General features: G+C 58.6%; 17 protein-coding genes. 13 read left to right on the top strand and 4 right to left on the bottom strand.

What is annotated here, in order from left to right; genetic code table 11:
• Nucleotides 1-62: 62 nt before the first annotated feature.
• Complete coding sequence (locus B2589_RS00635; RefSeq protein WP_036219547.1) at nucleotides 63-863, bottom strand: inositol monophosphatase family protein; 801 nt, start codon at nucleotides 861-863, stop codon at nucleotides 63-65.
• Nucleotides 864-1,067: 204 nt separating this feature from the next.
• On the opposite strand from B2589_RS00635, the gene trmJ reads away from it, so the two are divergent.
• The 13 genes from trmJ (at nucleotide 1,068) to der (ending at nucleotide 13,787) form a co-directional block, all read left to right on the top strand.
• Nucleotides 1,068-1,928, top strand: a complete 861-nt coding sequence (gene trmJ, locus B2589_RS00630; protein ID WP_286815296.1) for a tRNA (cytosine(32)/uridine(32)-2'-O)-methyltransferase TrmJ — start codon at nucleotides 1,068-1,070, stop codon at nucleotides 1,926-1,928.
• Nucleotides 1,929-1,932: 4 nt separating this feature from the next.
• The gene (gene cysE, locus B2589_RS00625; RefSeq protein ID WP_286815295.1) at nucleotides 1,933-2,712 is read left to right on the top strand and encodes a serine O-acetyltransferase; all 780 of its coding nucleotides are present in this window, start codon (nucleotides 1,933-1,935) and stop codon (nucleotides 2,710-2,712) included.
• Between the two features lie 78 nt (nucleotides 2,713-2,790).
• Nucleotides 2,791-3,288, top strand: coding sequence for a Fe-S cluster assembly transcriptional regulator IscR (iscR, locus tag B2589_RS00620; protein ID WP_022989203.1), 498 nt, complete (start codon nucleotides 2,791-2,793; stop codon nucleotides 3,286-3,288).
• Nucleotides 3,289-3,309: 21 nt separating this feature from the next.
• Entirely contained in the window at nucleotides 3,310-4,458 is a 1,149-nt protein-coding gene (locus B2589_RS00615; RefSeq protein ID WP_286815294.1) for an IscS subfamily cysteine desulfurase, read from the top strand.
• Nucleotides 4,459-4,526: 68 nt separating this feature from the next.
• Nucleotides 4,527-4,955: a nucleoside-diphosphate kinase gene (gene ndk / locus B2589_RS00610; protein WP_022989205.1), complete on the top strand. Its 429-nt coding sequence runs from the start codon at nucleotides 4,527-4,529 to the stop codon at nucleotides 4,953-4,955.
• A 63-nt stretch (nucleotides 4,956-5,018) separates the two neighbouring features.
• Complete coding sequence (gene rlmN, locus B2589_RS00605) at nucleotides 5,019-6,128, top strand: 23S rRNA (adenine(2503)-C(2))-methyltransferase RlmN (RefSeq protein WP_022989206.1); 1,110 nt, start codon at nucleotides 5,019-5,021, stop codon at nucleotides 6,126-6,128.
• A 40-nt stretch (nucleotides 6,129-6,168) separates the two neighbouring features.
• Nucleotides 6,169-6,972 (top strand): type IV pilus biogenesis/stability protein PilW, encoded by an 804-nt coding sequence (gene pilW, locus B2589_RS00600; protein WP_286815293.1) that lies wholly within the window; start codon nucleotides 6,169-6,171, stop codon nucleotides 6,970-6,972.
• The gene (locus B2589_RS00595) at nucleotides 6,962-7,963 is read left to right on the top strand and encodes a RodZ domain-containing protein (protein ID WP_286815292.1); all 1,002 of its coding nucleotides are present in this window, start codon (nucleotides 6,962-6,964) and stop codon (nucleotides 7,961-7,963) included. The genes pilW and B2589_RS00595 overlap by 11 nt, the downstream gene beginning before the upstream one ends.
• A 33-nt stretch (nucleotides 7,964-7,996) precedes the next feature.
• The gene (gene ispG, locus B2589_RS00590; protein WP_022989209.1) at nucleotides 7,997-9,115 is read left to right on the top strand and encodes a flavodoxin-dependent (E)-4-hydroxy-3-methylbut-2-enyl-diphosphate synthase; all 1,119 of its coding nucleotides are present in this window, start codon (nucleotides 7,997-7,999) and stop codon (nucleotides 9,113-9,115) included.
• Nucleotides 9,116-9,156: 41 nt separating this feature from the next.
• A complete protein-coding gene (gene hisS, locus B2589_RS00585) occupies nucleotides 9,157-10,431 on the top strand; it encodes a histidine--tRNA ligase (protein ID WP_082640903.1) in 1,275 nt (424 codons plus the stop codon).
• Nucleotides 10,432-10,478: 47 nt separating this feature from the next.
• Nucleotides 10,479-11,135, top strand: coding sequence for a YfgM family protein (locus B2589_RS00580; RefSeq protein ID WP_022989211.1), 657 nt, complete (start codon nucleotides 10,479-10,481; stop codon nucleotides 11,133-11,135).
• The gene (gene bamB, locus B2589_RS00575) at nucleotides 11,135-12,304 is read left to right on the top strand and encodes an outer membrane protein assembly factor BamB (RefSeq protein WP_286815291.1); all 1,170 of its coding nucleotides are present in this window, start codon (nucleotides 11,135-11,137) and stop codon (nucleotides 12,302-12,304) included. Before B2589_RS00580 ends, bamB begins: the two co-directional genes overlap by 1 nt.
• A 61-nt stretch (nucleotides 12,305-12,365) precedes the next feature.
• Nucleotides 12,366-13,787 (top strand): ribosome biogenesis GTPase Der, encoded by a 1,422-nt coding sequence (der, locus tag B2589_RS00570; protein ID WP_022989213.1) that lies wholly within the window; start codon nucleotides 12,366-12,368, stop codon nucleotides 13,785-13,787.
• A 32-nt stretch (nucleotides 13,788-13,819) separates the two neighbouring features.
• Here der and pta read toward each other — a convergent pair whose 3' ends face one another.
• The 3 genes from pta to B2589_RS00555 are packed head-to-tail and all read right to left on the bottom strand — an operon-like array spanning nucleotide 13,820 to nucleotide 19,624.
• The gene (pta, locus tag B2589_RS00565; RefSeq protein ID WP_286815290.1) at nucleotides 13,820-15,973 is read right to left on the bottom strand and encodes a phosphate acetyltransferase; all 2,154 of its coding nucleotides are present in this window, start codon (nucleotides 15,971-15,973) and stop codon (nucleotides 13,820-13,822) included.
• Between the two features lie 33 nt (nucleotides 15,974-16,006).
• Nucleotides 16,007-17,191, bottom strand: coding sequence for an acetate kinase (locus B2589_RS00560; protein WP_286815289.1), 1,185 nt, complete (start codon nucleotides 17,189-17,191; stop codon nucleotides 16,007-16,009).
• An 18-nt stretch (nucleotides 17,192-17,209) separates the two neighbouring features.
• Entirely contained in the window at nucleotides 17,210-19,624 is a 2,415-nt protein-coding gene (locus tag B2589_RS00555) for a bifunctional diguanylate cyclase/phosphodiesterase (RefSeq protein ID WP_286815288.1), read from the bottom strand.
• Nucleotides 19,625-19,780 lie beyond the last annotated feature (156 nt).

The following is a 19,780-nucleotide window of genomic DNA, read 5'->3' as shown; positions in this document are numbered from 1 at the left end:
GTGGCCCGGCATAAAAAAACCGCCAACCCGAAAGGATGGCGGTTTTTTTGTGCCCGGTAAATTTACCGTGGCAGGCGACCCCGGAAGGGGTGCAGTACTTTCAGAACTTCGCGGAACAGTTTCGGGTTCGCCACAATCAGCTGACGGGCGTTGCCAGCCGAGGGATTACCGGAAAAGTCGCCGGTCAGTGCGCCGGATTCCATGGCCAGGGTAACCCCGAGGTCGAGGTCAGCTGCGGCAGGGCGGAAGATAACGGCTGCATCCAGCAGGCCGGCGGAAACCCGGGCAATATCCAGGACCACGCAGCCGGAGGTGCGGAACATGGCGGTTTCGCTGGCCAGCGTCGCAGCCATTTCGCCCCACACCATCGGATCATCGCCTTGACGGGTCTGGTCCAGAAGGTTGGTGGAGATTGCGGCCTTGGCCGGCAGTTTTACGTCGGAAGCCCGCACGCGGCGGCTGTTCAGGGCAGCACCATGGCCGCGGCTGGCGGAGTATTCCTCGCCGGTCACCGGGTTAACCAGTAGCAGGTTCTCGGTGCGGTTGTTCTTTTTCTGGGACAGGGCCAGGGCGAACTCGGGAATGCCCCGAACAAAATTCTCACGCCCCAGAACCGGGAAAATGTGCCAGCTTTTATCGCTACCGTTGGCATCAGCCTCGCCCATCGGAGCGATGGTGTGGTCTTTGTAGGCCTTTTCAAGCTGTTCGGCAAAGTTGTCGTAAATGGACTGCTCAACCCGTTCCAGCTGGCGCAGGCGGTCAGACTCATCTTTACCGTTAGGTTCCTGGCGCTCGAAGTGGGCTTTCAGGTAGTCGGATCCCTGGCGGGCAACGCGCAGGGCCATTTTGATTGCTGGTTGCATCTGAGTGTTCATTATCCGGGTGTGTTAAGGCCGGCTATCATAGCAAAAACTCCCTTCGCTTGTACGTTTTTTGGCTCAGGAAATCCACGGATACCATGGGGTTCGGGCGAAGTTGCGGGATTTCCGGAGAGCGGAAACGGTCGGGTTTCTGCTATCATGCCACTCTTTTTCGCGAATGTACGACCAGTCACAGGCCCCACGAACATGCACAAGCACGCAATGCCGCAGGAAGGAAGCGACACTTTCAACGATCAGGTCCGGATTGTTCTGGTTGAAACCTCCCACTCCGGAAATATCGGTGCGGTTGCCCGGGCGATGAAGAATATGGGGCTGGGGAATCTCTGGTTGGTGAATCCTTCGTCTTTCCCGGATGAAGCCTCCTACGCTCGTTCGGCCGGTGCTTCGGATGTGCTTGACCGGGCCCGGGTGGTTTCTTCGCTGGATGAAGCCCTGGCGGACTGCATCCTGGTGATGGGCACCAGCGCCCGCGGCCGCAAGGTACCCTGGCCGGTGATGGCGCCTCCGCAGGCGGCTGCCATGGCATCAGAGCACAGTGCGAAGGGGCGGGTGGCGCTGGTATTTGGCAGGGAGAATCACGGGCTGTCGAACGACGAACTTCAGCGTTGCCACTATCATATCCATATTCCGTCGAACCCTGATTACAGTTCGCTGAACCTGGCCATGGCGGTTCAGGTGGTCTGCTATGAACTGCGCATGCAGTACCTGCGGGGCCTTGAAGAGGGCGAGTCCAGCCCCTACCTTGAGGCTATGGTGGCGCCGGGTGATGCCGGCTGGGATGTGCCGCCGGCAACAGTGAATGATGTGGAAGGGTTCTTTGGCCACCTGGAGCAGGTGCTGGTGGATGTGAATTTCCATCGCCGTGACAATCCGCGTCAGTTAATGAGCAGGTTAAGGCGCCTGTTCCAGCGGGCACGGATGGATGAAATGGAAATAAACATCCTGAGAGGCGTACTCTCTGCAGTCCAGAAGGCCGCCGGAACCCAGCAAGGTGGTATGAAGCATAAACCGACGGCGGAATCCTCCGCAGACGAAGGGCGGGAATAAGGTCATGTTCGAGCGTTTAAGGGAAGACATCAACAGCGTATTCCATCGGGATCCGGCGGCACGGAACACCTTCGAGGTGCTTACCAACTATCCCGGTTTGCATGCCTTGTTGTTCCACCGGCTGGCTCACTGGCTCTGGAACCTGGGGCTGAAGTGGCTGGCCCGAACCCTGTCTACCCTGGCCCGCTGGTTTACCGGTATCGAGATTCATCCGGGCGCAACCATTGGCCGGCGGTTCTTTATTGATCATGGTATGGGCGTGGTTATCGGCGAAACCACTGTCATCGGTGACGACGTCACCCTGTATCAGGGGGTTACGCTGGGCGGTACCAGCTGGAATAAAGGCAAGCGCCATCCCACCATCGGAAATGGTGTGGTGGTTGGTGCCGGTGCCAAGATCCTGGGGCCGTTTGAAGTGGGAAAGGGCGCCAAGGTAGGGTCCAATTCCGTAGTGACCAAGGCGGTGCCTGCGGGCGCGACCGTCGTCGGCATTCCTGGCCGGGTGATCGTGAAGCGCCAGGGCGAAGATGATGTCCGCCGCAAGCAGATGGAAGAGCGGATGGGCTTCGATGCCTACGGGGTTACCGAAGAAATGCCGGATCCTGTGGCCAGGGCCATGCGTTCGCTGCTGGATCACATGCACGCAGTGGACGATCGCATTGAAAACATGTGCAAGGCCATTCGCAAGGTGAACAGCGAATACCAGAACGGCGAGTTGCCACCTTTGCACGAGGAAGATTTTGACTGCGTGCGGGACGAAACCGACGCCGACGGAAAAGGCTGAATACTTGACTGTTTTAGTTGGTCAATTCATACTTCCGCATGCATACCGCGATTCATTCCCATTAACGGGGCTGAAATTATGAAGCTGACCACCAAAGGCCGCTACGCTGTAACGGCGATGCTTGACCTGGCCCTGCACGGAGCCCAGGGGCCGGTAAGCCTTGCAGATATTTCAGCCCGGCAGGAAATTTCCCTCTCGTATCTCGAGCAGCTGTTCTCCCGCTTGCGCCGTCATAGCCTGGTGGTGAGCGTGCGGGGCCCGGGTGGAGGCTATCGTCTGAGTCGCTCTGCCGATGATGTCTATGTGGCAGAAGTGGTGGATGCGGTCAGCGAATCCCTGGATACCACCCGTTGCGGTAACAAAGGCGACTGCCAGAATGGCGAAAAGTGCCTTACTCACCATTTGTGGTCAGACCTGAGCAGCCAGATTCATCAGTTTCTCAGTGAAATCAGCCTGGGCGACCTGATGCGAAAACACGAAATCCGCCAGGTGGCGGACCGCCAGAACCGCAAACAGTCTGATGGCGATCCGGATACCATCAATACACGGCGTTTGATTGACCAGGCTCCGGCCTGATAACCGACACTTCCTTTGACTATGAAAATACCCGTATATCTTGATTATGCGGCGACGACGCCCGTTGATCCTGCCGTTGCCGATGAGATGGTCAAATATTTGACCATTGATGGAGTTTTTGGCAACCCCGCGTCTCGCTCCCACGGATACGGCTGGCAAGCCGAGGCCGCTGTTGAAGGGGCCCGTCGCCAGGTAGCCGACCTTATCCATGCCGACCCCAGGGAGATTGTCTGGACCTCCGGGGCAACGGAATCGGACAACCTTGCCATTAAAGGTGCCGTAGCCGGCCGGGCCAGTGCCCACGTGATTACATCGACGATCGAGCACAAGGCAGTTATTGATACCTGCAAGTGGCTGGAGCAACAGGGCGTAGAGGTTACCTGGCTGGCGCCGGAAGCCGACGGGCGTATTTCGGTTGAGGCGGTGGCGGGTGCGCTCAGAGAAAACACCGTACTGGTGAGCCTGATGCTGGTGAACAATGAGCTGGGTTGTATTACCGATACAGCTGCAATAGGCGAACTGTTGCGTAGCCGTGGCGTGTTGTTTCACGTGGACGCCGCACAGGCCGCCGGAAAGATGCCGGTCGATGTCGCCACACTGAATGTCGACCTGATGTCGCTTTCCGGCCATAAGGTCTACGGTCCGAAAGGTGTCGGTGCGCTGTATGTGCGTCGATCTCCGGAGGTCAGCATCGAGGCCCAGATGCATGGTGGCGGCCACGAGCGGGGCATGCGCTCCGGTACTTTGCCTACCCACCAGATTGCCGGCATGGGGAAGGCTTTCGAGCTGGCCGGGCAAGGGCTGTCCGACGAACTTATGCGCATGGAAGCCCTACGTGAGCGCTTTATGGGCGGGCTGGAATCCCTTTCCGGCGTTCATTTCAACGGCAGCCGGGAACATCGGGTGCCGGGCATTGTCAATCTGTCCTTTGAGGGTGTTGAAGCCGAGTCCCTGATGCTGGGCTTGCGGCAGGTGGCGGTGTCATCCGGTTCTGCCTGTGCTTCGGCTACGGTAGAGCCCTCGTTTGTGCTGCGTGGCATTGGTGTGAGTGACGAACTGGCCCATCGGGCATTGAGATTTTCCTTCGGGCGGTTCACCACCGATGAGGAAATCGACTTTGCCGTGGAGCAGATAGTGCAGGTTGTGTCCCGACTTCGTACGGTGCGGTAGGCAGTTGCACTCGGACTGCGTATAATCGCACCCCTGAATTTTTACCCTAACCAGACTGGAGAAACATCATGGCAAACGAGCGCACGCTCTCTATCATCAAGCCCGACGCGGTCGCCAAGAACGTTATCGGCGAAATCTACAGCCGTTTTGAAAAAGCCGACCTGAAAATCGTTGCGGCCAAAATGATGCACCTGACCCAGGAGCAGGCCGAAGGTTTCTACGCCGAGCACAAAGAGCGCCCGTTCTTTAACGACCTGGTTGCTTTCATGACTTCCGGTCCGGTTGTTGTGCAGGTTCTGGAAGGCGAAGGCGCCATCCTGAAGAACCGTGAGCTGATGGGTGCAACCAACCCGAAAGAAGCCGACGCCGGCACTATCCGTGCAGACTTCGCTTCTTCCATCGACGCAAACGCCGTTCACGGCTCCGACTCTGCAGCTTCTGCCGAGCGCGAAATTGCGTATTTCTTCTCCGACAATGAAATCTGCCCGCGCGGCTAATGTTGTCTGTTCAGGGGCAGCTTACGGCTGCCCCTGAATTGGTTATCTGATCGAGGTTATGTCATGACTGCCCCTGCCGAAAAAATTAATCTTCTGGGGATGCCCAAAGCCAAGCTCGAGGCATTTTTTGAAACCCTGGGGGAAAAACGTTTCCGGGCCCAGCAGGTGCTGCAGTGGATCCACCAGCGTGGCGTTGATGACTTCGATCAAATGACCAATATGAGCCGCGTTCTGCGCGAAAGGCTCAAGGAAATTGCTGAAGTGCGTGGCCCCGAGGTGGTTTACGACGAAACCTCCAAAGACGGCACCCGCAAGTGGGTTATGCGCATGGATAACGGCAACAGTGTTGAAACTGTGCTTATTCCTGATGGGGAACGTGGCACCTTGTGTGTGTCGTCCCAGATTGGCTGCAGCCTGGACTGTACTTTCTGTTCGACGGGAAAGCGGGGCTTTAACCGTAACCTGACAGCGGCAGAAATCATTGGCCAGGTGTGGGTGGCGCGCCGCGCTTTCATGCCGTTTGATCCCACCGATCGGCCGATTACCAACGTGGTCATGATGGGCATGGGAGAGCCCCTGCTCAACTTCGATAACGTGGTTGACGCCATGAACCTGATGATGGAAGACCTGGCTTACGGTATTTCCAAGCGTCGGGTTACCCTGAGTACCTCCGGTGTTGTTCCGGCCCTTGACCGGCTGGGTGAGGTTACCGATGTTTCACTGGCCATCTCTCTGCATGCCCCTAATGATGAACTTCGTAACACGCTGGTGCCGCTGAATAAAAAGTACCCGATTGCCGAGTTGCTGGCAGCGACCCGCCGCTACCTGGCGCGCCTGCCAGACAAGCGTAAGGCCACTATCGAGTACACGGTCATAGAAGGTGTGAACGACCAGCCAGAGCACGCCCGGGAACTGTCCGTAATCTTGAAGGGGTTGCCCTGCAAGATTAACCTGATACCGTTTAATCCATTCCCGGAAAGCGATTTCCGCCGGCCCAGCATGAACGCAACCCGGCGCTTCCAGAATGTGCTGAACGAAGCCGGCTTCGTGACCACCATCCGAACCACCCGTGGTGATGACATCGATGCTGCCTGCGGCCAGCTGGTAGGCCGGGTGGAAGACCGGACTCGCAGAAGCCAGCGTTATATTGCCGTTCAGCAAGTTAATCCCTGAATACAGGGGGTCAGAAACAACCAAGGTAAGGTGTTTGTTGATGGTTAGGAATTCCAAGGTAAAACTGGCTGTATTGGCCCTGATTTTTTCAGGGATGCTGGTGTCCGGATGCGTAACCACCACAGACAGCCGTTTCAGCCGGGAGGCTGACCGCGAGAAGGCCTTGAGCAGCTACGTTCAGCTGGCGACAGCCTACATCGGGCAGGGTAACCTGGAGCGGGCCCGGCACCACCTTGATCGCGCCCTGGAAATTGACAGCGGAAATGCCGAGGCATTGGCTGCCATGGGGCTGGTGTACAGTTATGAAGGCGAAGAGCAGCTGTCCGAAGAAAGTTTCCGCAAGGCTGTGTCAGCGGACGGAAGCTATACCCGTGGGCGAGTCTATTACGGTGCCTTCTTGTACGGCCAAAAAGAATACGAAGGTGCCCGTAACCAGTTTTCCGTTGCGTCCCGGGATACCGGGTACAGAGAGCGCGGAGGTGTCTTTTACAATCTGGGCATGACAGAAGAGCGCCTGGATAACCTCGAAGGCGCAGAGGCAGCCTACCGCAGAGCCGTAGAGCTGACCCGCGGCGAAGCTCGCTCGTTACTGTCACTTTCACGTGTGCTGGTGGAACAGGACAATTACACCGAAGCGTCCCGGTATTACAGTCGCCTTCAGACCATGATTCAGGGCAATACACGACTGACCCATTCCGCAGAAAGCCTTTACACAGGTATCCGCATTGCCCGTTATTTCGGGGACAAAGACCAGGAAGCCAGTATGGCTTTGTTATTGCGGAACGAATTCCCGGAATCCATAGAGTATCAACAATACAAGGTGCTGATTGCCAATGACCGGTGACGAGCAGCTGAATAACGTATCCGCAGAATCTGTCGGACAGCAGCTCCGGCGGGCACGGGAGAAGGCAGGGCTGAGTCTGGCAGCGGTTGCAGACCAACAGCACCTTCGGGTTTCCGTGATCCAGGCGATTGAAAGCGGTGATTACAGCAAAATTGATACCGAGCTGTTCCTGAAGGGGTATGTCCGTGCCTATGCGCGGCAGGTAGGCCTGGATGCAGACTCGATTATCCGTGACCTGGACACAGAGCTTGAGCCTCGCCGCCAGGAGCGGGAGCAGGCGCTGCAGGCTAACCCGCTGGTAAATATCGAACGACGCCGACGCCAGAAGCGTCGGGCCGCCAAGCTGATTCTCGTGCTGGTGGCCGCAGCTTTGATTGGCTTTCTGGCCTTTACTTATCTCAGCAACAAAGACTCCGCGCTTCCGGCGACACCGCAACCGGAAGCAGAGCAGCCCGAAGCCGTCGAAGACCCTGCCGGGTTGCAGCCGGACAGCACTGTAACTGCTCCTTTGATTGAAGCTGACGAGCCCGATGTGGTGGTGCCAGAGCTGCGGGAGTCTGTTGTTGAATCCGCGCCCGAGGCAGGGCCGGTTATGCCCGAAGACGGGGTGACCCTGGAGCCTGACATGGCCCCTGCAACAGCCCCTGAGGCTGACGACCAAGCCCTTGAGACCGAGCCGGCGGACGTTGCGCCTGTCGCTGAACCGGTTCCGGAAGAAACAGTTGTGGCTAACGAGCCGCCGGTAGCGGCCCGTCTGCAGATGACGTTCAGTGATGATTGCTGGATTCAGGTTACTGATGGCGCCGGTAACCGCCTGGCTGCCGGTCTTCGTACCCGCGGCAACCAGCTGGACGTATCCGGTGAGGCGCCACTGAGAGTGGTAGTTGGCGCAATGAGTGCCGTTGAAACCATCCAGTTCCGGGGCGAGGCCCTGGACCCTGGCCGTTTCCGCGTAGTGAACAACCGAGCAGAGTTCACCCTAGAACCCTGAACGACCGCCTGAACAGATTGTTGGTTCCAGACCATGAAGCAAGATTCCCCGATCAAGAGACGTAAATCCCGCCAGATCATGGTGGGCAATGTGCCAGTGGGCGGAGATGCGCCCATTTCGGTACAGAGCATGACCAACACCAATACCTGTGATGTTGATGCCACCGTCGGCCAGATCAAGGCCCTTGAAGAGGCCGGTGCGGATATTGTCCGCGTGTCTGTGCCGTCTATGGAGGCGGCCGAGGCGTTCGGCAAGATTCGTGAGCGGGTCTCGGTGCCGTTGGTTTCGGATATCCACTTTGACTACAAGATTGCGTTGCGGGTTGCCGAGCTGGGTGTTGATTGTTTGCGGATCAACCCCGGCAACATTGGCCGGGACGACCGGGTGAGTGCGGTGATCAACGCTGCCAAGGATCGCAATATTCCGATCCGCATCGGGGTGAATGCCGGGTCACTGGAAAAGGCATTGCAACGCAAGTACGGCGAACCGACCCCCGAGGCGCTTGTGGAATCTGCCATGCGCCACATCGATATTCTGGACAAGCACGACTTCCAGAACTTCAAGGTCAGCCTGAAGGCGTCCGACGTATTCATGACCGTCGCAGCCTATCGCCAGATTGCCTCACAGATCGAGCAGCCCTTGCACCTGGGCATTACCGAGGCGGGCGGTTTCCGGTCCGGTACCGTGAAATCCGCCATCGGCCTCGGCATGTTGCTGATGGATGGCATTGGCGACACCATACGGGTCTCCCTGGCGGCAGACCCGGTACAGGAAATCAAGGTAGGCTTCGACATCCTCAAGAGCCTGCGTTTGCGTAGCCGCGGCATCAATTTCATTGCCTGCCCGAGTTGTTCACGCCAGAACTTCGACGTCATCCAGACCATGAACGACCTGGAAGCCCGCCTTGAAGATGTGAACACCTCACTGGATGTGGCCATCATTGGCTGTATCGTTAACGGGCCGGGTGAAGCCAAGGAAGCAGACCTGGGGCTGACCGGCGGAAGCCCGAAACACCTGCTGTATGTGGGCGGAAAGCCGAACCAGAAACTGGACAACACGGCACTGGCTGATGACCTCGAGCGGCTGATCCGCGAGCAGGTTGCCAAGCGCCAGGAGCAGGAAGAAGCCGTTATCGCCCGGTCTTCAGACTGAGCGTTACAAAGACACCATTCAAAGATTTTCAGGGTTTAAACTTGGCTAAAATTCAGGCAATTCGGGGGATGAATGACATCCTCCCGGACCAGACCCCGGTCTGGCAGTATGTAGAGTCCACGGTAAGACAGGTGCTCGGCCAGTACGGCTACCAGGAAATCCGTATGCCGGTGGTAGAGCACACCGAGCTGTTCAAGCGCTCGATCGGTGAAGTGACCGATATCGTCGAAAAAGAAATGTATACATTCGACGACCGCAATGGCGACAGCCTGACTCTGCGCCCTGAAGGTACAGCCGGTTGCGTTCGGGCCGCAGAAGAGCATGGCCTGCTGTTCAACCAGACACGCCGTTTGTGGTACACCGGCCCGATGTTTCGCCATGAGCGGCCCCAGAAAGGGCGGTATCGCCAGTTTCACCAGATCGGTGTCGAGTGCTTCGGCATGGCCGGCCCTGACATTGACGCGGAGCTGCTGGTTCTGACCGCCCGCCTGTGGAAGGCGTTCGGGCTGACCGAGCATGCCCGGCTGGAAATCAATTCCATCGGTACCAGCGAATCCCGCAAGGTGTACCGGGAGGCGCTGGTTCGTTATCTCGAGCAGTATAAAGACCAGCTCGATGACGACAGCAAGCGTCGTCTTGGCACCAATCCGCTTCGCATCCTGGACAGCAAGGACCCGGCCACCCGTGAAATCCTGAACGGGGCACCGTTGCTGGATGATTACCTCGACGACGAATCCCGCGCCCATTTCGAGCAACTGAAATCACTGCTGGATGCGGCCGGCGTAAGCTACACCGTCAATCCGGCACTTGTTCGGGGCCTGGATTACTACGGTAAAACCGTGTTCGAGTGGATCACTGACAGCCTTGGCGCCCAGGGCACCATCTGTGCCGGTGGCCGTTATGATGGGCTGGTTCAGCAACTTGGCGGCAAGCCCACCGATGCGGTAGGTTTTGCCATGGGTCTGGAGCGGCTGATTCTGCTGCTTGAAACCCTCGACCTGGTGCCGGAGCAGGTCAACAACAACGCCGACGTATACGTAACCGCCATGGGCGAGCAGGCCGTTGCACCAGCCATGGCGGTGGCCGAATGTCTGCGTAATGAGTTGCCCGGAGTGGTGGTGGTCAGCCATTGTGGTGGCGGAAGTTTCAAGAGCCAGATGAAAAAGGCTGACCGGAGCAATGCCCGCTACGCAGTCATTCTGGGAGAGAACGAAATTGCCAGCGGCACGGTGGCCCTGAAACCACTTCGAAATGACGATCCCCAGCAGGAAGTTAACCAGTCCGAACTGGCTTCAGTCCTGAAGGGTTTGCTTTAAGTTTTCTTGGTAACGCATTGTATTTTAATAATTAATCAGGAGTTTTCATGGCCGAGTTGCGCACAGAAGAAGAACAGGTCCAGGCGATCAAGGATTGGTGGAAAAAGAACGGCAGTTCGCTGCTGATCGGTATCGGCGCGGCACTCGCCATTGTCTTCGGCTGGCAAGCCTGGCAGAACCACCAGGCCCAGCAACGGGCGGAAGCAGCCAACCAGTTCGCCAATCTGCTGAACGCCTTTTCGGGTGAGCAGGGAGAATCTGACACAGACACCATGGCCTTTGTCGCCGAAACCCTGCGTGAAGAGCACTCCGACAGCGCCTATGCCATCTACGGCAACCTGGTGATGGCGCGCCAGCAACTGGCCGAACAGAACGATCCAGCCGCTGCAGTAGAATCTCTCAGCTGGGCGCTGGACAAGGCTGCTGATGACAAGGCGCTTTCCCTGGTCGTGCGCAACCGCCTGGCTCGGGCCCAGTTTGCCGCCGGCAACCACGACGATGCCCTGGCCACGCTTGATGGTGCTGGCGAAGCGGATGCCTTCAATGCCATTTTCTCCGAACTTCGGGGCGATATCCTGTTGGCCAAAGGCGACCAGGATGGTGCCCGGGAAGCCTATCTGACCGCCCGGGAACAGAACCAACAGGGCCGAAGCGGTGTCCTGGAACTGAAACTGTCTGACCTGGGCGTCGGGGAGGACGCCTGATGCCGGTATCCAGAAGCATCCGCTCGGGTTTCCTGGCGGCGGCATCCATTGCGGCAATGGCCCTGGCCGGATGCAGCACCACCGATACCTTTGAACAGCCTGCCCCCTTGCCGGAAATCGACGAGCGTGTGGAGTTCGACCGGGTGTGGTCCATGTCGGTTGGCGATGGCCACGACGGTGAGTTCCTGCACATGGCGCCGCTGTATGCGGGTGACACCTTGTATGCTGCCTCTGCAGACGGCGAGGTTGTCGCGGTCCAAAGCGAAAACGGCGAGCTGATCTGGGAGCAGGACCTGGACGAGCGTTTGTTTGCGGGCCCGGGTGCTGATGCCCGGCAACTGTACCTGGCAAGCCGGAATGCCGAACTGATCGCCCTGTCCAGTGAGGATGGCAGTGAACAATGGCGCGTGAGCCTGCCAACGGAAGTGGTAGCTGCGCCGCAGTCTAACGGTTCCCTGGTAGTGGCGCAGACCACCGATGGCCGGGTGATCGGTTTTGATGCCGGGAACGGTGACCAGCTCTGGCAGTACGATGCCCAGGTTCCGGTTCTGACCATGCGCACCGGCGCTGCTCCGCTGGTGGGTGGAGACGTGGTGATCGCGTCCTTCGCCAACGGCCGGGTCATTGCGTTGACGGCAGCCGCCGGGCAGCCGGTCTGGCAGTACGAAGTAGGCCAGCCGCAGGGCCGTACAGAGCTTGAGCGCCTGGTGGATATTGGCGGCCAGCCGCTGGTGCTGGATTCCGCCATTATGGTGGCGGGTTATCAGGGCAAGCTGGCCCTGGTGGATATTCGTTCCGGCCAGGAAATCTGGAGCAGGCCGGCATCCAGCTTCTATTCACCGGCAATCGGTAACGGCAATATCTACCTGGCCTCGGCCAATGGTGACATCCAGGCGCTTCGTGGCAACGACCGCAGGGAGCTGTGGGTTCAGGATCAGTTGTCCTGGCGCCAGGTAACCCGTCCGGCCGTCTCCGGAGACTATCTGGTGGTAGGCGATTTCGAGGGTTATCTGCACGTGTTGTCCGCCGAGGACGGCAGCCTGCAGGGCCAGGTGAAGTTCGACAGTGAGGGTATCCGCGTACCGGTTCAGGTTACGAGAGATGGTAATCTGCTGGTTTACGGAAACGGCGGCAAACTGTCCGTGCTCAGGCTTGAGCAGGACGACTGACAGCCCCATGAATTTACCCGGCTACGGCCGGGTTTCTGTTTTATTTGCATAGCAGACCAATATGACCCCAGTAATAGCCCTGGTGGGCCGCCCAAACGTTGGCAAGTCCACCCTGTTCAACCAGATGACCCGTTCCCGGGATGCCCTTGTGGCAGATTTTCCGGGCCTCACCCGTGACAGAAAATACGGGGAAGGTCATTACGAAGGGCAGAAGTTCATTGTTATCGACACCGGCGGTCTGACCGGTGACGAAGTCGGCCTGGACGCTGAAATGGCCAGGCAGTCCCTGCAGGCTGTGGAAGAGGCCGATATCGTCCTGTTCCTGGTAGACGGCCGGGCAGGGCTGACGGCCGGTGACGAAATGATTGCTGACCACCTGCGCCGCTCCGGCAAGCAGGCGCACCTGGTGGTTAACAAAACCGACGGCCAGGATCCGGATGTTGCGGCGGCGGATTTCTATCGCCTGGGCTTTGAATCCAGCTTTACCATCGCCGCAGCCCATAACCGCGGTATCCGTACCTTGCTGGAAACCCTGCTGCCTGAACCGGTAGATCCGGAGGAGCAGGACCGGGCCGATCGTTATCCGGGTATCCGCATCGGCGTTGTGGGCCGTCCGAATGTAGGCAAGTCCACACTGGTTAACCGGATGCTGGGTGAAGACCGGGTGGTGGTTTATGACATGCCGGGTACCACTCGCGACAGCGTATACATTCCCTACGAGCGCCATGGTGAGCAGTACACCCTGATTGATACCGCCGGGGTACGGCGCCGTAAAAACGTTCACGAAGTGGTGGAGAAGTTCTCCATCATCAAAACCCTGCAGGCCATCGACGACGCCCACGTGGTGATCCTGGTGATTGACGCCCGGGAAGGTCTGGTAGACCAGGACCTGCACCTGATCGGCTTTGTGCTGGATGCCGGCCGGTCACTGGTGATCGCCGTCAACAAATGGGACGGCATGGATCCGGAAGACCGAAGCAAGGTGAAGGAGCAGGTGGCCCGTCGCCTCGATTTCCTGGATTATGCAGACAAGTACTATATCTCGGCGCTGCATGGCACCGGGGTAGGCACGATGTACGAATCGGTGCAGGCCTGCTACGAATCTGCCATGGCGAAGTGGCCCACAAACCGCCTGACGGCAATCCTGCAGGATGCCGTAGCCCAGCATCAGCCGCCCATGGTTCATGGCCGGCGAATCAAGCTGCGTTACGCACACCAGGGCGGCTCTAATCCGCCGGTGATTGTGGTGCACGGTAACCAGGTGGATTCGCTGCCCGGGGCTTACAAACGGTATCTGGAGAACACCTTCCGCAAGGTGCTGAAAGTGGTGGGATCGCCCATCCGCTTCGAATTCAAGTCCGGTGAAAACCCGTTTGCCAACAAGGTTGACCGGCTGACACCACGGCAGAAGGTCAAGAAGGATAACGACCTGAAGAAAGGTCGCAAGATCAAGAAAACCCGGCAGAAAAGCGTTAAACGCTGATCAACCGGGCTCTCCGCAGGACCGGGAGTGGTTCACGCCACTCCCGCTTCCTCTACCTGGCGCGCCTGAACGGCGGTCAGGGCAATGGTGAACACGATATCTTCCACCAGCGCACCCCGTGACAGGTCGTTCACCGGCTTTCTCAAACCCTGAAGCATCGGGCCAACGCTGACTACATTTGCGCTGCGCTGTACGGCCTTATAGGTGGTGTTACCGGTGTTGAGATCCGGGAACACGAACACCGTGGCCTTACCGGCTACCTTGCTGTCTGGTGCCTTGGATTTGCCGACACTTTCAATCGCAGCGGCATCGTATTGCAGCGGACCGTCGATCAGCAGGTCCGGACGACGTTCCCGGGCAATGCGGGTGGCTTCACGCACCTTGTCGACATCCTGCCCACTACCGGACTCGCCGGTGCTGTAACTGATCATGGCAACCACTGGCTGGATACCGAAGGCCTCCGCCGATTCGGCGCTCTGGATGGCGATGTCGGCCAGCTCTTCCGCGTTCGGGTCCGGGTTGATGGCACAGTCTCCGTATACCAGCACCTGTTCCGGCAACAGCATGAAGAATACTGACGACACCACCTTGGCGTTGTCGTGGGTTTTGATCAGCTGCAGGGCAGGGCGCACGGTGTTTGCGGTAGTGTGGATGGCACCGGAAACCAGGCCATCGGCTTCATCCATGGCGACCATCATGGTGCCGAGCACCACGTTGTCTTCCAGCATGGCTTCTGCCATGTCTTCGGTAAGCCCCTTGTGCTTCCTGAACTCCACCATCGGTGCGATGTAGCGGTCGCGGATCGAGGCAGGATCCATCAGCTCCAGGTCTTCCGGTAACTCAAGCCCCTGTGCTGCCGCTACCGAGCGGATTTCCTGGGGATTTCCGATTAACACGCAGCGGGCCAGTTTGCGCTGATGGCAAATAATGGCTGCGTGCACGGTACGGGGCTCGCAGCCCTCCGGCAATACGATGCGTTTATTGGCAGACCTCGCTCGCTCCGACAGCTGGTAACGGAAAGCCGGTGGCGACAGCCGGCTCTGGCGCTGAACCTTAAGGTGTTCCTGGAGCCAGTCGGTATCCACGCGGCGGGCAACCGACTCCATGGACTCCTCGATCCGTTCCGGATCATCAATCGGGATGGCGGACGACAGGCTGGCCAGCATATGGGCGGTTTCGTAGGTGTTGGCATCGGAACTGAGTACCGGAAGGCCGGTATCCAGTGCCCTGCGACACAGGTCGATGACCCGGTTGTCCGGCATCAGTCCGCCGGTAAGCATCAGGCCCGCCAGGGGCACACCGTTCAGGGCTGCCAGGGCCGTGGTCACCACGATATCTTCGCGGTCACCGGGGGTGACCATCAGGGTGCCAGGCTTCAGGGTGTCGGTCATATTCCTGATGGTGCGGGCACACACAGACACTTTCTGAACCCGCCGGCTGTGCATATGGCCTTCGTGCAATACCGGCACCCCGAGCTCCCTTGCAACATCGGACACCCGTGGCGCCAGCAGGTGTGGCTGCCAGGGAATCTCGGCCAGCAAGTGGAAGCGGCCAGACGTGAACACCTTGCAGGCCGAGCGGTAATCAATAACGTCTCCCTTCGCCGGACGGTGGTGGTCCAGGGTCATGCCGGATTTCTCCGGCGCGCCAATCTTGTTCAGGATGACGGCAATGACGTCCGGATCTGAGGGGGCGGCAAACAGGCGCGCAGAGAAATCCAGCTCCTCGTCAAGGTCGGAGGCGGAACAGCTTCTTGGTGCGCTCACCAGGATTACCTCGGAGCCCAGGTTGCGAGCCACTTCGACATTGAGTCGTGCGATGTAGGCTTCGCTCCGGTCTGGCACCAGGCCTTCGATGATAACGATATCGACCTGGTTGGCGACTTTCTGGTACTCGCCAACGACATTTTCCAGAAGCAGGTCACCCTTGCCTCGATTCAGCAGTTGCTGGGCTTCTTTCAGGGGAATCGGATCGGGTGGTTGCAGGTGGCTGCTGGCGGTGACAAACGCCGTGGAAGAATCGCGGCCGGCGTTATGGATGGCTTCGCCGCGGTGTACCGACTGGCTGAATGGCTTGTAGAAACCAACGCTCACGCCTTCACGCTCGAGGGCCCGGAGCAGGCCAAGACAAACGGAGGTCAGGCCGGATTCCATCGAGGTAGGTGCAATAAAAAGACTTTTTGCCATGGGTTGTCCTGTAAATCTATCGGGTTCGGTCGTTCAGGCGGAGGCCAGGCGCTCGGCTTCCTGGGCAATAACCAGTTCTTCGTTGGTGGGAATCACCAGTACGGGGAACCGTGAGTCGGGGCTACTGACAAAGCCGTCGCTCATCCTGCCATGATCACGGTTCAGGCCGGTGTCCAGTTCAATTCCGAGCAGCCCCAGGTGTTTGACGGTTTCCTGTCGGATGCGGGGGCTGTTCTCACCGATACCGCCGGTAAACACCAGGGCGTCGAGTTGTGACAGAGAGGCCGTCATGGCACCGACATAGCGGGCAAGGCGGAAACAGAACACATCAATTGCCAGTTGTGAGGGTTCGTGGCCGTGATCAGCCAGCTCGCACAGGGATCGCATATCGTTGGTTTGCCCGGACAGACCCAGCAATCCGCTGTCGTTGTTGAGCATACGGTGGGCTTCGGCGGCGCTGACGCCCCGGGTAGCCAGGTAGTCGAACAGGCCGGGGTCGACGTCGCCGCTTCGGGTGCCCATCACCAGGCCTTCAAGGGGTGTAAGGCCCATGCTGGTGTCAACGCTCAGGCCATCGCGGATGGCGGTGATGCTGCAGCCATTGCCCAGGTGTGCCGAGATAATCGATGTGGTCGCCGGTGTTTTACCCAGCAGCTTTGCGGCCTCCCGGGCCATAAAGTAATGACTGGTGCCGTGAAAGCCATAGCGCCGGATGCCCCATTGGGTATAGCAATGCTCGGGTAGCGCATAGCGATAAGCCCGCTCCGGCAGGGTGTGGTGGTAGGCGGTATCGAAGACGGCGGCGTGGGGGCGGTCCGGGAACAGGGCCCGCATGGCACGGATACCGGCGAGGTTGACCGGGTTGTGCAAGGGGGCCAGTTCAGCACAGGCTTCGATGGCCTGTTCGGTGGCATCATCCACCAGGACGGCTTCACGGAAGGTTTCGCCACCGTGTACAACCCGATGGCCGATAGCCTTGGGTGTGCCGGTCAGCAATTGCCGGTTCCGAAACTCGTTCACCAGCGCCTGCAGGGCCTGTTCGTGACTGGCGCCGGCCGGCAGTTTCACCGGATTGTCGTCACCGGAAATCCGTGCAAAGGCATCGCTGTTGTTCAGCTTTTCGGCCAGCGCCGAAGCGATTTTCCGGTTTTTCTGATCAAAAAGTGCAAGTTTCAGGGAGGAACTGCCGCAGTTCACAACCAGTATTGATTCTTCCATGTTCTCGCCGTGTTGGTTCTAGGTGCTGGCCCGCTCGTTGGTGTCGAGCCATTGGATGAAATCCTGTTCCGGGAGCGGAGTGCTGTAGAAGTAGCCCTGTGAGTAATCGCAATGTTCTTCCTTCAGGAAGTGGGTCTGGGCTTCGGCTTCGACGCCCTCTGCCACCACTTTCAGGCCAAGGCTGTGGGCCATGGTGATGATGGCGCGAACAAGCGAGGCATCGTCGTTTTCGGTCAGCACGTCCTGGATGAAGGACTTGTCGATTTTCAGGGTATCAAAGGGGTAGCTCTTGAGGTAGCTCAGAGCTGAGTAGCCGGTACCGAAATCGTCCACCGTCAGGCGGATTCCGGAACGGTCAAGCTTGCGAAGGATATCAGCGGTTTCAATGGAGTTGTCCAGAATCAGTCGTTCGGTGATTTCCAGTTCCAGCAGTTCCGGGCTCAGCCCGCTGGCGTCGAGCGCACGCATGACGGCATCGGTAAAGCCCGGATCCCTGAACTGGCGCGGCGACACATTCACCGCCACACCGATGGGGTTTCCGGTCAGGGTTTGCCAGTTGCGGGCGGCTTTGCAGGCTTCCTGGATGACCCACTCGCCAATCGGAATGATCAGCCCGGTTTCCTCGGCCAGCGGAATGAAACGATCCGGCATCACCATGCCCAGGGCAGGGTTGTTCCAGCGCAGCAGGGCTTCGGCAGACACCAGCTTGCCGGAGTGGGTGTCGATGATTGGCTGGAAATAGAGCTCGAACTCGCCGAGCTCCATGGCCTTGCGCATGTAGGATTCCATCTGCAACCGCTCGTGGGAGATCTCGGTCATTTCCGGCGTGAAGCGGGAATAGGCGCTCTTGCCCTTGTGCTTGGCTTCGTACATGGCGGCATCGGCGTGCTGGAGCAGGGTGCCACTGTTATCGGAGTCCTGTGGGAAGGTAGCGATACCAATACTGGTGGTAACGAACACTTCCTGCCCGCCCAGCATGAACGGGGTCGAGAAGGTTTGAAGGATGCGATCAGCCACCTGGCAGGCGGCATCGGGGCCACTCAGGCCGGGCAGCACCACCAGGAATTCATCGCCGCCCAGGCGGGCGACGGTACTGGTGCCGCGAAGGCAGCTGGAGACCCGTTTGGAGGCTTCAATCAGCAGGGTGTCCCCGGCATCGTGGCCAAGGGTGTCGTTAATGTGTTTGAAGTTGTCCAGGTCGAGGAACATAACGCCAACCTGGGTTTCATCCCGGCGGGCCTGGGCGATAGCCAGCTTCAGGCGATCCAGTGCCAGCATGCGATTCGGCAGGCCGGTAAGCACATCGTAGTTGGCCTGGCGCAACAGTTGTTGTTCGTAGCGTTTACGGATGCTGATATCTTCACCGAGAATCAGGTAGCCGGTGGTATCGCTGTTGGAATCCTTGATGGGTGTTACCACCAGCTGTTCCCAGTAACGCTCACCATTGCGCCTTACGCTGTTCACTTCACCCTGCCAAACGCCAACCCGCTTCACCTGCAGCCGTATTGCCTGCCACAGGTGCCACGCTTCCCGGCTGTTCATGGATTGGTCCACCAGTGCGGACGGGTGTTTGCCGATGATGTCGTCCTGGGTGTAGCCGGTGAGCTGGCTGAATTTCTGGTTGGCGTATTCGATGTGCCACTGCCGGTCGCAGATCAGCACAGAAGAGGGGCTCTGTTCGATGGCCTGGGAGAACTTCAGGATATCGGCAGCGTCCCGCTCACGGCGTGCCACATCTTCGTTCAGCCGCTCACGCATCTCGTTGATGGCGTCTGTTACCAGGCCCAGTTCGTCCCGGCGATTGCCCGGGGTGTCCGGCCGTTCCAGTTTGAGCGGCCGCGACAGGGTTTTCAGGGAAAGATCGCGGGTGTAACCGGCCATGGCGGTCAGGTGCCGGGTAACCAGGTGGCGGAAAATCCAGAGAATGAGGATGGAAATAAAGAAAATGGTGAAGAACTGGGTGGCGATGATGACGCCCACCCGGTGCCTGAGATCCTGATAGACCCGCTCCAGTCCGGCGGTGATGGTAATTCGGCCAAGGTTGAAGGGTTCGTCATCCCGGTAAACCAGGTCAAAGCTGTGGCTGAGCACGTCGCCCCGGGGGCTTTGCCCCATGACCAGTTCGGAATCCGGCTCTATGCGCAGGCGCAGGTGGTCGATATCGGGCAGGCTGAGAATGCCTTCCATCTGGGTTTGCAGGGATTTCTGGTCGAGGGCCCATAGGCTGCGGGCAAGGCTGGACGAGTAGCCTGCTTCGATCACATCGAGCCTCTGCTGGATTTTGTGGAGGTCCTGGCGGTAGTCCGAATAGATCTGTATGCCGGACGCCAGCAAAGTAAAGGCCGAGCTGAAGAGAAGGATCCATGCCAGGAGCCTGATAGAGAGAGGAGAGGCCGTACGAATACGTTTCAGACGTGTCGTAATGTCTGGCATTTCAGTGACCAGGCCACCTTGTGAAGTATCTGACATAACCAGGCGCTGCAAACCGTGTTGTGATTTGGGCGTTAACCCAGCTTCCCTGCAAACGACTATAGCAACAGTTTATGACAACTGCCCTGCAAACTCAGGATAAATCGGAAGAATTGCCGG

Origin of the sequence: Marinobacter sp. UBA3607 (genome assembly GCF_002375525.1) — a bacterium.
Taxonomy (GTDB): Bacteria; Pseudomonadota; Gammaproteobacteria; order Pseudomonadales; family Oleiphilaceae; genus Marinobacter; species Marinobacter vinifirmus.
Note: the sequence above shows the minus strand (reverse complement) of the source record. Positions and strands in the feature narration are given on the sequence as shown.